The organism is Streptomyces atroolivaceus, assembly GCF_000717025.1.
GTDB lineage: Bacteria > Actinomycetota > Actinomycetes > Streptomycetales > Streptomycetaceae > Streptomyces > Streptomyces atroolivaceus.
The window spans coordinates 340,918-353,507 of the sequence record NZ_JNXG01000017.1 but is presented as its reverse complement, the minus strand read 5'-3'; the positions used below and the strand labels follow the sequence as shown (position 1 = coordinate 353,507).

14 protein-coding genes are annotated in these 12,590 nt (G+C 71.9%); 5 read left to right on the top strand and 9 right to left on the bottom strand.

Annotation, left to right across the window (positions count from 1 at the left end; genetic code table 11):
- Nucleotides 1-9: 9 nt before the first annotated feature.
- Nucleotides 10-636, bottom strand: a complete 627-nt coding sequence (locus OO67_RS28605; protein ID WP_033304630.1) for a DUF642 domain-containing protein — start codon at nucleotides 634-636, stop codon at nucleotides 10-12.
- Nucleotides 637-1,080: 444 nt separating this feature from the next.
- Between OO67_RS28605 and OO67_RS28600 the strand changes: the two genes are divergently transcribed.
- Nucleotides 1,081-2,388 carry a M28 family metallopeptidase gene (locus tag OO67_RS28600; RefSeq protein ID WP_033304628.1) on the top strand — a complete coding sequence of 436 codons (1,308 nt, stop codon included), beginning with the start codon at nucleotides 1,081-1,083 and terminating at the stop codon, nucleotides 2,386-2,388.
- A gap of 46 nt (nucleotides 2,389-2,434) precedes the next feature.
- On the opposite strand, the gene OO67_RS28595 is transcribed toward OO67_RS28600, so the two are convergent.
- The 3 genes from OO67_RS28595 to OO67_RS28585 all read right to left on the bottom strand — a co-directional run bounded on the left by OO67_RS28595 (nucleotide 2,435) and on the right by OO67_RS28585 (nucleotide 5,165).
- Nucleotides 2,435-3,649: an acyl-CoA dehydrogenase family protein gene (locus OO67_RS28595; RefSeq protein WP_033304627.1), complete on the bottom strand. Its 1,215-nt coding sequence runs from the start codon at nucleotides 3,647-3,649 to the stop codon at nucleotides 2,435-2,437.
- Nucleotides 3,650-3,656: 7 nt separating this feature from the next.
- The gene (locus OO67_RS28590) at nucleotides 3,657-4,679 is read right to left on the bottom strand and encodes a phosphotransferase family protein (RefSeq protein ID WP_033304625.1); all 1,023 of its coding nucleotides are present in this window, start codon (nucleotides 4,677-4,679) and stop codon (nucleotides 3,657-3,659) included.
- Between the two features lie 144 nt (nucleotides 4,680-4,823).
- Nucleotides 4,824-5,165, bottom strand: coding sequence for a winged helix-turn-helix transcriptional regulator (locus tag OO67_RS28585; RefSeq protein ID WP_033304623.1), 342 nt, complete (start codon nucleotides 5,163-5,165; stop codon nucleotides 4,824-4,826).
- 102 nt (nucleotides 5,166-5,267) lie between these two features.
- Here OO67_RS28585 and OO67_RS28580 point away from each other — a divergent pair, with 102 nt between their 5' ends.
- Both OO67_RS28580 and OO67_RS28575 read left to right on the top strand, forming a co-directional pair.
- The gene (locus tag OO67_RS28580) at nucleotides 5,268-5,906 is read left to right on the top strand and encodes an NADPH-dependent F420 reductase (RefSeq protein WP_033304621.1); all 639 of its coding nucleotides are present in this window, start codon (nucleotides 5,268-5,270) and stop codon (nucleotides 5,904-5,906) included.
- Nucleotides 5,907-5,942: 36 nt separating this feature from the next.
- Nucleotides 5,943-6,878, top strand: a complete 936-nt coding sequence (locus OO67_RS28575; RefSeq protein ID WP_033304620.1) for an NADP-dependent oxidoreductase — start codon at nucleotides 5,943-5,945, stop codon at nucleotides 6,876-6,878.
- Between the two features lie 14 nt (nucleotides 6,879-6,892).
- Here OO67_RS28575 and OO67_RS28570 read toward each other — a convergent pair whose 3' ends face one another.
- Genes OO67_RS28570 through OO67_RS28555 form a run of 4 tightly spaced genes read right to left on the bottom strand, consistent with a single transcriptional unit; the run spans nucleotide 6,893 to nucleotide 9,027 of the window.
- Nucleotides 6,893-7,204: a DUF202 domain-containing protein gene (locus OO67_RS28570; RefSeq protein WP_033304619.1), complete on the bottom strand. Its 312-nt coding sequence runs from the start codon at nucleotides 7,202-7,204 to the stop codon at nucleotides 6,893-6,895.
- Nucleotides 7,201-7,596 (bottom strand): YidH family protein, encoded by a 396-nt coding sequence (locus OO67_RS28565; RefSeq protein ID WP_033304618.1) that lies wholly within the window; start codon nucleotides 7,594-7,596, stop codon nucleotides 7,201-7,203. The genes OO67_RS28570 and OO67_RS28565 overlap by 4 nt, the downstream gene beginning before the upstream one ends.
- Nucleotides 7,593-8,123, bottom strand: a complete 531-nt coding sequence (locus OO67_RS28560) for an NUDIX hydrolase (protein ID WP_033304616.1) — start codon at nucleotides 8,121-8,123, stop codon at nucleotides 7,593-7,595. The genes OO67_RS28565 and OO67_RS28560 overlap by 4 nt, the downstream gene beginning before the upstream one ends.
- A complete protein-coding gene (locus tag OO67_RS28555; protein ID WP_033304614.1) occupies nucleotides 8,110-9,027 on the bottom strand; it encodes a DMT family transporter in 918 nt (305 codons plus the stop codon). The genes OO67_RS28560 and OO67_RS28555 overlap by 14 nt, the downstream gene beginning before the upstream one ends.
- Before the next feature lie 154 nt (nucleotides 9,028-9,181).
- Between OO67_RS28555 and OO67_RS28550 the strand changes: the two genes are divergently transcribed.
- Nucleotides 9,182-10,837, top strand: coding sequence for an FAD-binding dehydrogenase (locus OO67_RS28550; protein ID WP_033304613.1), 1,656 nt, complete (start codon nucleotides 9,182-9,184; stop codon nucleotides 10,835-10,837).
- Nucleotides 10,838-10,952: 115 nt separating this feature from the next.
- On the opposite strand, the gene OO67_RS28545 is transcribed toward OO67_RS28550, so the two are convergent.
- Nucleotides 10,953-11,378 carry an ASCH domain-containing protein gene (locus tag OO67_RS28545; protein ID WP_033304612.1) on the bottom strand — a complete coding sequence of 142 codons (426 nt, stop codon included), beginning with the start codon at nucleotides 11,376-11,378 and terminating at the stop codon, nucleotides 10,953-10,955.
- Between the two features lie 242 nt (nucleotides 11,379-11,620).
- Here OO67_RS28545 and OO67_RS28540 point away from each other — a divergent pair, with 242 nt between their 5' ends.
- Nucleotides 11,621-12,583 carry a hypothetical protein gene (locus tag OO67_RS28540; protein ID WP_033304611.1) on the top strand — a complete coding sequence of 321 codons (963 nt, stop codon included), beginning with the start codon at nucleotides 11,621-11,623 and terminating at the stop codon, nucleotides 12,581-12,583.
- The last annotated feature ends 7 nt before the right edge of the window (nucleotides 12,584-12,590 follow it).

Genomic DNA, 12,590 nt, shown 5'->3' with positions numbered 1-12,590 from the left:
CCCGCCGGTTCAGGCGGGCGGGCAGAGCACCAGCAGGCAGCTCCGGATCCGGACGTCGTCGATGACCGGGCCGCCGGGGCCGGGGCTGGTGCTGGCGAAGGTGAGGGTGACGCTGTTCTTCAGCAGGCTGGAGAAGACGGCGGTCTGCCGGGTGTAGCCCATGTTCCGGAAACCGCGGCCGGTGACGTCGAAGCTGAAGGTCTTCACGGGGACGCCGTCGACTCTGAGCTCACCCGTCTTCAGGGCGGGGGCCCAGGCCGGGTTGCCGGCCAGTTCGAAGCTGACGACGTACGAGGTCAGGGGGTGCGTCGATATCTCCTGCGAGACGCTGCCGGACGTGGTGCCGTTCAGATCCAGCGACTGGCTGCCCTCAGCCGTGTCCCAGAGGCGGTCGGAGGTCACGTCGACGCTGTCGCCGCCGACCGCCCAGGGTCCCGCGGTCTGCCCGCCGAGGTAGGTGGTGAAGGGGGCCGGCACCGGGACGACCGGCGTCTCGAAGCCTCCGTCGGCGATGGCCGGGGTGGTGTGCGTCGCGTCGTGCGGGTGGGCCGAAGCGGTGGAAGGGGCGGTCAGCAGGAGGGCCGCGGTGGAGAGGGCGGCGGCGGACAGGGCGGCGGGCCGGCGGAGCGGGCGCATGGAGGACCTCTCGGTGCACGTGACGCCAAGGGCGGGGCTCCCGGCCGGGAGCCCACTGGGAGTGTGCGGCGCCCGGGGCACCCCGCCAAGAGGCCGGACCACGGCGCGCGAGGTGCGCTGAACAGGCAGAACGCCGCGAACGGGCGCCCCCGGCGTGCGGCCGGCCACCCTGTGCTCCGGCACACGCGGAAGCAGGCTCCCCGGCGGTGCCGGCCGCTGTGCTGCGGAAAGGGGACGGCTCCCTGGGCGCATGGGACCTGCCCCTCCTCCTGGCCGTCCGGTCAGCGAACACGCCTGTCCGGATTCCACTCTTGACGGTACTCAGTCATCTACCCGAGCATCGGGGGCGCACTTCCAGCCCCACCGCTCCAGGCCCAGGGCCGGGCACGGCCCTCGGGACCCCCGCACGTTCCGTCAGTCCCCGAACGGAATCCGGAGCCCCTCATGAGACCTGCCCGACGCAGACTCCTGCCCGCCGCCGCGCTCGCCGTCGCAGCCCTGCTGGCGACCGCCGCACCCGCCGTCCAGGCCGCGCCCACAGCAGCCGCCGCGGCCCCCGACATCCCGCTCGCCAACGTCAGGGCGCACCTCACCCAGCTCCAGTCGATAGCCACCGCCAACGGAGGCAACCGGGCCCACGGCAGGGCCGGTTACAAGGCATCCGTCGACTACGTGAAGGCCAAGCTGGACGCGGCCGGATACACCACCACGCTCCAGCAGTTCACCTCCGGCGGTGCCACCGGGTACAACCTGATCGCCGACTGGCCGGGCGGCGACCCCAACCAGGTGCTCATGGCCGGCTCCCATCTCGACTCGGTGAGCTCCGGCGCGGGCATCAACGACAACGGCTCAGGATCGGCCGCCGTGCTGGAGACCGCCCTCGCGGTCTCACGGGCGCAGCTCGCACCGGACAAGCACCTGCGCTTCGCCTGGTGGGGGGCCGAGGAACTGGGTCTCGTCGGCTCGAAGTACTACGTCAACAACCTGGCCACGGCCGAACGTTCCAAGCTCGCCGGGTACCTCAACTTCGACATGATCGGCTCGCCGAACGCCGGCTACTTCGTCTACGACGACGACCCGGTCATCGAGCAGACCTTCAAGAACTACTTCGCGGGTCTGTCGGTACCCACCGAGATAGAGACCGAGGGTGACGGCCGCTCCGACCACGCCCCCTTCAAGAGCGCGGGCGTGCCCGTCGGCGGCCTGTTCACGGGGGCGAGCAACACCAAGTCCAGCGCCCAGGCACAGAAGTGGGGCGGCACGGCGGGCCAGTCCTTCGACCGCTGCTACCACTCGTCGTGCGACACGACGGCGAACATCAACGACACGGCCCTGGACCGCAACAGCGACGCCGTCGCCCACGCCGTCTGGACGCTGTCCGCCGGGACGGTCACCCCGCCCACCGGGACCGTCTTCAGCAACGCCGACAACGTCTCCGTGCCCGACAGCGGCGCCGCGGTGACCTCCTCGGTCCCGGTCACCGGCCGCACGGGCAACGCCCCGTCCGCGCTCAAGGTGGGGGTCGACATCAAGCACACCTACCGCGGCGACCTCGTCGTCGACCTGCTCGCCCCCGACGGCACCGCCTACCGCCTGAAGAACTCCAGCAGCAGCGACTCCGCGGACAACGTGATCGCGACCTACACGGTCAACGCGTCGAGCGAGACCGCCAACGGCACCTGGAAGCTCCAGGTGCGGGACGTCGCCGCGCAGGACACCGGCTACATCGACAGCTGGCAGCTCACCTTCTGACCCCGCCGGGGAGGCGGCCGCCCGGACGCCTCCCCGTATCGGGTGCTCAGAGGTACTTCTTGATCTCCCGCCGTGCCAGCGACCGCTGGTGCACCTCGTCCGGACCGTCCGCCAGCCGCAGCGTCCGCGCCGACGACCAGAGTTCGGCCAGCGGGAAGTCCTGGCTGACGCCGCCGGCGCCGTACAGCTGCACCGCCTGGTCGAGGATGCCGACCACCGCGCGCGGAGTCGCGATCTTGATCGACTGGATCTCGGTGTGCGCCCCCCGGTTGCCCACCGTGTCCATCAGCCAGGCGGTCTTCAGCACCAGCAGCCGCAGCTGCTCCACCGTCACCCGGGCGTCCGCGATCCAGTTCTGGACGACGCCCTGCTGGGCCAGCGGCTTGCCGAAGGCCGTACGGGCCACGGCCCGCCTGCACATCAGCTCGATCGCCCGCTCCGCCATCCCGATCAGCCGCATGCAGTGGTGGATCCGGCCCGGTCCCAGACGCGCCTGCGCGATGGCGAAGCCGCCGCCCTCCTCGCCGATCAGATGCGAAGCGGGCACGCGGACGTCGTGGAAGACGACCTCGGCGTGGCCGCCGTGGGAGTGGTCCTCGTAGCCGTACACCTGCATCGCCCGGCGCACCTCCACCCCGGGGGTGTCACGCGGGACCAGGATCATGGACTGCTGGCGGCGGATGTCCTCGCTGTCCGGGTCCGTCTTGCCCATCACGATGAACACCGCGCAGTCCGGGTTCATCGCCCCGGAGATGTACCACTTGCGCCCGTTGACGACGTAGGAGTCGCCGTCCTTCGCGATCCGGGTCTCGATGTTCGTCGCGTCCGACGAGGCCACCTCGGGCTCCGTCATCGCGAAGGCCGAGCGGATCTCCCCGGCCAGCAGCGGCTCGAGCCACTGCTTCTTCTGCTCGTCCGACCCGAACTGCGAGAGCACCTCCATGTTCCCGGTGTCCGGGGCCGCGCAGTTCAGCGCGGTCGGCGCCAGGTGCGGGCTGCGGCCGGTGATCTCGGCCAGCGGGGCGTACTGGAGGTTGGTCAGTCCCGCGCCGTACTCGGCGTCGGGGAGGAAGAGGTTCCACAGGCCCTGCCTGCTCGCCTCCGCCTTGAGGTCCTCCACGATCTGCGGGGTGTCCCAGGGGGACGCCAGCTGCGCGCGCTGCTCCTCGGCGACCGCCTCGGCGGGGTACACGTGCTCGTCCATGAACGTGAGCAGCCTGGTGCGCAGCTCTTCGGTACGTGCGTCGAATGCGAAGTCCACGGGGTGATCAGCCTTCCTGGAGGGTGGTGAGGCCGTGCGAGATGAAGACGGGGACCAGGTCGCCGATGCGGTCGAAGCCGGCGCCGACGGTCTGGCCCAGGGTGTAGCGGTAGTGGATGCCCTCGAGGATCACGGCGAGCTTGAACCACGCGAAGGCCGTGTACCAGGAGATGGCGGAGGTGTCGCGGCCGGAGCGGGCGGCGTAGCGCTCGATGAGCTCGGCGGGGCTGGGGTGGCCCGCGGCGCCGCTGGTCGTGGAGACGGGAGACTCGGGCAGGTCCAGGTCGGAGCTGTACATCACGAGCAGACCGAGGTCGGTGAGCGGGTCGCCGAGCGTGGACATCTCCCAGTCCAGGACCGCCTTGATCCGGTCGTCCCGGCCGATCAGCACGTTGTCCAAGCGGTAGTCGCCGTGCACGACGGTGGGCGCGGGGGAGACGGGGAGCTCCCGGCCGAGCGCGGCGTGCAGCTCGTCGATGCCGGCGAGCTCACGGTTGCGGGAGGCGTCCAGCTGCTTGCCCCAGCGCCGCAGCTGCCGGTCCAGGAAGCCGTCCGGGCGCCCGAAGTCACCGAGGCCGACGGTCGCGGGGTCCACGGCGTGCAGGTCCACCAGGGTGTCCACGAGGCCCAGGACGACCGCCCTGGTGCGCTCGGCTCCGAGCGGGGCGAGCTGCTCGGCGGTGCGGTACGGCGTTCCCTCGACGTACTCCATGACGTAGAACGGCGAGCCGACGACCGCCTCGTCCTCGCAGAGCAGGAGGGTCTCCGGCACCGGGACCGCCGTGGGGTGCAGGGCGCTGATCACCCGGTGCTCGCGCTTCATGTCGTGCGCGGTGGCGAGCACGTGGCCCAGCGGAGGCCTGCGCACGACCCACTGTCCGGAGCCGTCGGTGACGATGTAGGTGAGGTTCGAGCGGCCGCCCTCGATCACCCGGGCGTCGAGCGGTCCGTTCACCAGCCCCGGCCGCTCCCGGTCGAGATGGCCGCGCAGCAGGTCGAGATCGAGACCTGGCGGGTGGACTGGGCTCATGGGGCGCACCTCCGGGGCGTTGAACGGTCGGGACCATGATGCCGACCAGTCGGTATGTCGTCCAGTGTCCTTCCGGAATCCGAGAAGTGATCTCGGGCTCGCCGCCCGTGCCCCCGTGCCCCTGGTCCCCGCCCGGCCTCCCGGTCAGTCGTGCCACCCCTGCGCCTCCACGAACGCGTCCCCGTACGTGGCCGACCAGCGCCCCAGCGCCTCGATCGGTTCCAGCAGTGTCCGGCCGAGCCCGGTCAGGGCGTACTCCACGCGAGGCGGCGCCTCGGCGTACGCGCGGCGCTCCACCAGCGCGTACGCCTCCAGCCTGCGCAGCGTCTCGGTCAGGACCTTGGCGCTGATACCGCCGATCTCCGTCCGGAGATCGCCCGGCCGGCGCGGGCCCGGCCCGAGTGCGTAGAGGACCACGGGGTTCCACGTGTTCCCCAGCAGGTCGAAGCCGAGCCGTGCACGGCAGTCGGCGAGCAGCCGGTCCATGAGTTCCCCTTCTCCCGTCCGTCAGGCACCGAACGGTGCGTAACGGGTCCCCTAACGTCCCCTTCAGCACGACGCTACGTGACGGGCGTTCAGGGGAGAGACATGCGCATCGGCATCATCGGGACCGGGAACATGGCGGACGCACTGGGCGGCCGGTGGGCGGCAGCCGGGCACCGCGTCCTCTTCGGAGGCCGGTCCCCGGAAAGGGCCGGGGCCCTCGCGGACCGCACCGGCCAGAGCGCCGGCACGCTCCAGGAAGCGGCGGCCTTCGGCGACGCGGTCCTGCTCGCCGTGCCGTACGACGCCGTGGCGGGAGTCCTCGCGGCACTCGGTGCGGCGGACGGGGCGCTGCGCGGCAGGCTCGTCGTGGACTGCACCAACGCGGTAGGGCCTGGCTTCCGGCTCACCACCGGGACGGGCCCGGGAGCCGCCCGTACGATCGCCGATGCCACCGGCGCACGGGTCGTCAAGGCCTTCAACCACCTGCCCGATTCCGTGTGGCGGCTCACCCCGCCCGCCTTCGCCGACGGTCCGGTCGCCGTCCCGCTGTGCGGGGACGAGGAGGCGGCGCTCGACACGGTCGGCGCCCTGGTGAGGGACCTCGGCTGCGTACCGCTGACGGTGGGCGGGCTGGACCGGGCCGCCTATCTGGCGGCGGCCACCGCGTTCCTCATCGGGCTCTGGCACTCCGGGCACGACCCGAGGACCCTGCTGCCGCCCTTCGAGGTGGTCACGGCCTGAGTTGCGGGGACCCGCGACCGCCCCGATCGTCGGAGGATGAAGGCGATCAGCTACAGCAGGTACGGCTCGGCCGACGTACTGGAGTACGGCGAGCGGCCCGACCCGAAGGTCGGGCCGGACTCGGTCCTGGTGAAGGTGCGGGCCGCGGCGGTGAACCCCGTCGACTGGAAGGCCCGGGAGGGCTATCTCCAGGCGGGGCTGGAGGCCGTGTTCCCCGTGATCCCCGGCTGGGACGTCTCCGGTGTCGTGGTCCAGCCCGGCGCCGCCGTGGACGAGTTCGCGGTGGGGGACGAGGTCATCGGCTACGTGCGCGAGGACTTCCTCTCGCGCGGCACCTTCGCCGAGTACGTCGCAGCGCCCGTGCGCACCCTCGCCCGCAAGCCTCTGAGCCTGAGCTTCGAGGAGGCGGCGGGCCTCCCGCTGTGCGGCCTCACCGCACACCAGGTGCTGTACCGCACCCTGAAGGTCCAGGAGGGTGAGACCGTGCTCGTCCACGCGGCGGCCGGAGGGGTCGGGTCGCTCGCCGTCCAGCTCGCCAGGCACGCCGGCTGCCGGGTCGTCGGCACGGCCGGGCCCCACAACCACGAATACGTCCGCCAACTGGGCGGCGAACCCGTGGAGTACGGCGACGGGCTGGCCGCCCGGCTCCGAGCCCTGGTCCCCGACGGCTTCGACGCGGCGTTCGACACCGTGGGCGGGGAAGCGCTCAGGGCCTCCGCCGACACACTCGCGCCCGACGGCCGGCTCGCGTCCATCGCCGACGCCGAGGTCTTCTCCTACGGCGGGCGCTACGCATTCGTGCGGCCCGACGCCGCGGACCTCGCCCACCTCGCCGAACTCGCCGAGCGAGGCATCGTCTCCGTCCACGTGGACCGGGTCTTCACCCTGGAGCAGGCCGCCGACGCCTACCGGCTCAACGAGGAGGGGCGCACCCGGGGCAAGATCGTCGTCACCGTGGACTGGCAGGACTGACGGCGTACGCCCGGTCAGAACAGCGTCGCGACGGCGAACACCGCGAGCAAGACGGTGCACGCGGCAGCTGTCAGAGCATGGCGCGGCGACAGCGGGTCGGGCCGTGCGGCCCCCATGCCCGTCACCCGGCGGTGGGCCACCCCGAGGAAGCCCAGCCAGGCCAGCAGGCTCAGGGCCACCGCGAGCACCCCCGCCCCCGTCGACCCGCCGTGGAGCGCCTGCCGTACCGCCAGCAGGGCCACCACCGTGCACGCCAGGGTCGTGCGGCGCCAGGCCAGCCGTGTCCGCTCGGGCTGGAGACCGGGATCGCGCTCCGCGGCGCTCACCGGCCCTCCCAGCCGAACAGGACCACCACCACCATGGCGAGCGCCACCAGGGCGACCACGAGGCTGAGCAGCGCGGGGAAGCGCGACGACGGCAGATCCTCCCCGCGCCGCATCGCACGCTCGCAGCGCACCCAGTGGTTGACGGCTCGCAGCGCGCAGAGCACCCCGGCCGCCAGCAGCCCGAGCGCCAGGCCGGCGCGGATGCCCCAGGCCAGTCCCGGCAGGAACTGGTCGACGGCGAAACCGCCGCCGATGAGCGCGAGAGCCGTCCGGATCCAGGCCAGGAAGGTGCGCTCGTTGGCGAGGGAGAAGCGGTAGTCCGGGGTGTCGCCCTCCTCGCGTATCCGCTCCGGGGCGAACCACAGCCGCAGCCCGCGCACGAACTCGCTCACGCGCCGCTCCCTGTGCCACGGCCCGCCCGGAACTGCCGCAGCCGGTGGTACGCCTCCAGGCCGTCCGGCACCCACGTCCAGTCGGCCAGACGCCCCTCCAGCTCGGCGCCGGTCAGGAAGGCGTGCCGGTCGACCTCCTCCGCCTGCGGCCGTACGGGCAGTTCGCAGCGCACCTCGTACACGTACGACCACCAGCTGTGCCCAGGACCTTCGTAGAGGAACTTGAAGAGCGGTGTGGGGCGGGGGAGGCCGGAGACACCCAGCTCCTCCTCGGCCTCCCGCAGCGCGGCCTCGTCGTACGACTCGCCCGTGCCCACGACCCCGCCGACGAACATGTCGTAGTGCGAGGGGAAGACCAGCTTCGTGGCCGTCCTGCGGTGCACGAAGACCCGGCCGGCGGCATCCCTCGCCTCGATGAAGACACAGCGGTGGCGCAGGCCGCGCGCGGTGGCCTCGCCACGGGGTGCCTGTCCGACGACCGTGTCGTTCTCGTCGACGATGTCCAGGATCTCGTCAGCCGGAGTCATGGGGCCCATCCAACATCAACCGGTCGGCAGCCGTGGATCCGTGTCGTTCCTTCCCCTCCGGCATCGCCGGGTGCAGCCCCAGCAGCACGATTCCGGCCACGATCGCCGCCAGCCCCACGCTCTGCCAGGCCAGGGCGCCCGCGTCGGTGCGAACCTGGTCGCCGAGGAATCCGATCCCGCACACGATGCCCGCCAGCGGCTGTGCGGCGGTCAGCGCCGGCAGGGACATCCGCAGCGGCCCCGCCTCGAACGCGCTCTGGACGAGAAGCAGCCCGGTCACTCCGAGGACGAGGACGGTGTACGGCTGCCAGCTCGCCATCAGCGCCGCCCAGCCGTGGTCGGCCAGCCGCTCCCCGCTTACCCTGGTCAGAGCGTCCTGCAGACCGTAGAGCAGCCCCGCCGCCAGACCGAGCAGTACCGGGGTCCCCCGGGTCCGCGGGTGTCTGGCGGACGCGGTCAGGATCACGGCGAGTCCCGCCACCACACCGATCACCAGCCACTGCCGCAGGGACGCCGTCACCGCCTCACCGCCGCGAGGCTCGCCGGCCAGCAGGAACGCGGTGACGCCGCCCGCCAGCAGACAGAGCCCTCCCCAGCCCTGCCGGCCCAGCCGCTGGCCCGTGCGGTGGCGTGAAAGTGCCATGGCGAAGAGCAGATTGGTCGCCAGGAGCGGCTCCACCACCGACACCTCGCCCTGGCCGAGAGCCAGGGCCCCCAGGGCCATGCCGCAGACCATCAGGCCGAGCCCGGCCAGCCAGCTCGGCACCCGCATCAGGTCGAGCAGCAGCCGGGGCGAGAGGAAATCGCTCAGGGGCGCGCGGCGGGCGGCGTCCTGCTGGAGGACGAATCCGAAGCCCAGGCAGCAGGCGGCGCCCACGGACAGCAGGAGTACCAGCACCGACACGGTCCGACGATAGCCCGGCAGCCGTCCGGGATCGGTGAGGGCGCCACCGACCGGACGGTTGACGTGGGGGCGGCCCGTACCGAAGATCTGACCGACAAGTAACTTCGCCCGCCCCCGCCCGCCGCTGCCCGCACCGCCCCGAAGGATGGAACCCATGGCGTACGACGCTGATGTGATCGTGATCGGGGCAGGGCTCGCGGGGCTGGTGGCCACCGCCGAGCTCGTCGACGCGGGCCGCACGGTGATCCTGCTCGACCAGGAACCCGAGCAGTCCATGGGGGGCCAGGCGCACTGGTCCTTCGGCGGGCTCTTCCTCGTCGACTCGCCCGAGCAGCGCCGTATGCGGATCAAGGACAGCCACGACCTGGCCCTCCAGGACTGGTACGGCACGGCGGGCTTCGACCGCGACGAGGACCACTGGCCTCGGCAGTGGGCGGAGGCGTACGTCGACTTCGCGGCAGGGGAGAAGCGGTCCTGGCTGCGTTCCCAGGGGATGCGGTTCTTCCCCGTCGTCGGCTGGGCCGAACGCGGCGGCTACGACGCGAACGGCCACGGCAACTCCGTCCCCCGCTTCCACATCACCTGGGGCACCGGACCAGGCGTCGTCGCCCCGTTCGAACGGCGGGTCCGCGAAGGGATGGCGAAGGGCCTCGTCCAGGCGCGCTTCCGGCACCGGGTGACCGGCCTGGCCCGCTCGGCCGGAGCGGTCGACACGGTCACGGGTGAGATCCTCGAGGAGAGCGGGGCCGAGCGCGGCACCGCGAGCAGCCGCGAGGTGACAGGTGCCTTCGAGCTCAGGGCCCAAGCAGTGGTCGTCACCTCCGGAGGCATCGGAGGCAACCACGACCTCGTACGTGCCCAGTGGCCCGAGCGGCTGGGCACGCCGCCGGAGAAGATGCTCTCCGGGGTCCCCGCGCACGTCGACGGACTGATGCTGGGCATCGCCGAGAAGGCCGGCGCCCACCACATCAACCGCGACCGGATGTGGCACTACACCGAGGGCATCGAGAACTGGAACCCGATCTGGGACAAGCACGGCATCAGGATCCTGCCCGGCCCCTCCTCGCTCTGGCTGGACGCCCGTGGCAAGCGGCTGCCGGTCCCGCTCTTCCCGGGCTTCGACACGCTGGGCACCCTCGAACACATCATGGGATCCGGCTACGGCTACACGTGGTTCGTCCTCGACCAGAAGATCATCGGCAAGGAGTTCGCGCTCTCCGGGTCCGAGCAGAACCCGGACCTGACGGGGAAGTCGGTGCGCGACGTGATCGGCAGGGCGCGGGCCGACGTCCCCGGACCCGTGAAGGCGTTCATGGACAAGGGTGTGGACTTCGTCGTCGAGAAGGACCTCGGCGCGCTCGTGCGGGGGATGAACGCCCTCACCGGCGAAGGGCTCATCGACGAGGAGGCCCTGCGCCGCGAGATCACGGCGCGCGACCGTGAGATCGCCAACCCCTTCACCAAGGACCTCCAGATCACGGCGATCAACGGCGCCCGTTCCTACCTGGGCGACAAGCTGATCCGCACGGCGAAGCCGCACCGCATCCTCGACCCGGCCGCGGGCCCCCTCATCGCCGTACGGCTGAACATCCTGACCCGCAAGTCGCTCGGAGGGCTGGAGACGGACCTGTCCTCCCGTGTCCTGACCGACGACGGCGCCCCGCTGCCCGGGGTGTACGCGGCGGGGGAGGCGGCGGGCTTCGGCGGCGGCGGGGTCCACGGATACCGTGCCCTGGAAGGAACGTTCCTCGGGGGGTGCATCTTCTCGGGCCGGACAGCGGGCCGCGCGGCGGCGAGGGCGATCGGCTGAGCGCGGCCGGCCGGGTCAGGCGGCCCGTGCGGCGTAGGTCGACGCGCCGCGCCCGGTGTCGGACGGGCCGCTCCAGGCCGGTGTCGGACGGGCCGCTCCAGGCCGGTGTCCGGTGTCAGACGAGCCGCTCCACGACCCGGAAGCGCTCCGCCACGATCATCGTGCCGTCGTCCACGGTGAACGACGGGTCCCCCAGGGCCTCCCGCATCTCCTCGCTGTGCCAGAACGCCTCGTGGCCCGCCCGCCATTCGGCCACCGACGTGTGACCCTCCCCCTCGTCGAGCACGTGCCGCAGCCCCACCGACCCCAGCGGAAGCACCCGTACCTCCGTCAGTTCGACCACGGCGACCTCCTGGCCGTGCGAGTCGATGAGCGCGGAGCGTTCCCCCACGGGCGGGAGCTCTTCTCGCTCCACCTCGTACTCCATGAGCAGTCCGGACGTCATGACCTTCTCGCCCGACAGGACGGCGGCCACCAGCCGGTCGCGCAACGGCCCGGGGAACGCGAGGAGGAAGGGCTTGAGCGGCTCGGAGGTCTCCATGGCTGCAGTGTGGCACGCGTCACCTCTTCCTCATCAGTCACATCCGCAGGCGGCCCTCGAACTGCGTGAATGGTTCAGTCCATGCCGCGACGACTTCCAACTCCGTCGCGCATGAACGCAGTTGGGGCAGGGGTGCCCTTGACTGCGAGCCTTGCCTACCGCTTTGCTGTGCGCGATCGTCTGCTCGCACACAGCAGCCGAATGTGCTGGTGTCATGTCGAAGTCGAAAAGGAAACCTGCGGATGTCTCCGCCTCCGCCGCCCCTGGGGCGTTCCCGCCGCAGAGCCGGACGCTCGGACCACGCCTTCGACCCGGCGCTCGACGACAGTGAACTCATCGACGTACGGAGCCAGTTCGCCCAGGGGCGCTGGACCCGGGCCCGCTCCCTGCTCGTAGCGACAGGCAGTGACTGGGACCGTCGCGGCCATCGTCTCCTCGCGCTCGCCGCCGTCCCCTCCGCCGCCGGCTGGGCACGCGACTGGCTCCTCGCGGAACCGGACAGCTCCGACGCCACGACTCTGCTCGCCTGTGCCACCGTCGCCCGTGCCCAGCGCCCCAAGGCCGACGCCGGCGAACCCGGCCGGGCACGTCAGGCGTGTCTGGCGGCAGCAGCACTCGACCCGGCCGATCCCACCCCCTGGCTCGGCCTGATGGCGCTGGAGCGCACGCACGGAACCCAGGAGGAGACCGCCAGGCACTTCGAGGAGATCCGCGCCCGCCATCCCGAGCACCACCACGCCCACCACCTCATGACAGCGGGACTCGCCGAGACGCACCCCGAGAGCGACCCGCTCCACGAGGTGTACGACTTCGCCGCGTGGGCCGCCGAACAGGCGCCGGCCGACTCGCCGCTCGCCGTGCTCCCCGTCGTCGCCCACGCCGAGCGCTACCGCGTCCTGGCCGCGTCCGGTGCCGTGCCGGACGACCCGGCGGCCTCGGGGCACTGGTCGGGGCGCCGGGCGAGACAGGTGATGAAGGCCGCCTTCGACTGGTGGCTCGAATGGGAACGCGAGGACCACCCCCGCCACCGCGCCGACCTGAACTTCCTGGCCCACGCCAAGATCTGTGAAGGCCGCCCCGCCGAGGCCGCCGCGCTCTTCCACCGCATCGGCCCCCACGCCACCGAGACCCCGTGGTCGTACGCCGGCCGTGACCCGTACCCCGAATTCGTCGCCGCGCGCACCCTCGCGCTCGGTGCCCCCTGAGCACGTT

Bases quoted from the DNA above. Each gene is read 5' to 3' on its own strand.
- OO67_RS28545 (WP_033304612.1), bottom strand. From the start codon at position 11,378: ATGGAGACCTCCGAGCCGCTCAAGCCCTTCCTCCTCGCGTTCCCCGGG.
- OO67_RS28580 (WP_033304621.1), top strand. From the start codon at position 5,268: ATGCGCATCGGCATCATCGGGACCGGGAACATGGCGGACGCACTGGGC.
- OO67_RS28600 (WP_033304628.1), top strand. From the start codon at position 1,081: ATGAGACCTGCCCGACGCAGACTCCTGCCCGCCGCCGCGCTCGCCGTC.
- OO67_RS28585 (WP_033304623.1), bottom strand. From the start codon at position 5,165: ATGGACCGGCTGCTCGCCGACTGCCGTGCACGGCTCGGCTTCGACCTG.
- OO67_RS28540 (WP_033304611.1), top strand. From the start codon at position 11,621: ATGTCTCCGCCTCCGCCGCCCCTGGGGCGTTCCCGCCGCAGAGCCGGA.
- OO67_RS28575 (WP_033304620.1), top strand. From the start codon at position 5,943: ATGAAGGCGATCAGCTACAGCAGGTACGGCTCGGCCGACGTACTGGAG.
- OO67_RS28590 (WP_033304625.1), bottom strand. From the start codon at position 4,679: ATGAGCCCAGTCCACCCGCCAGGTCTCGATCTCGACCTGCTGCGCGGC.
- OO67_RS28550 (WP_033304613.1), top strand. From the start codon at position 9,182: ATGGCGTACGACGCTGATGTGATCGTGATCGGGGCAGGGCTCGCGGGG.
- OO67_RS28605 (WP_033304630.1), bottom strand. From the start codon at position 636: ATGCGCCCGCTCCGCCGGCCCGCCGCCCTGTCCGCCGCCGCCCTCTCC.
- OO67_RS28560 (WP_033304616.1), bottom strand. From the start codon at position 8,123: ATGACTCCGGCTGACGAGATCCTGGACATCGTCGACGAGAACGACACG.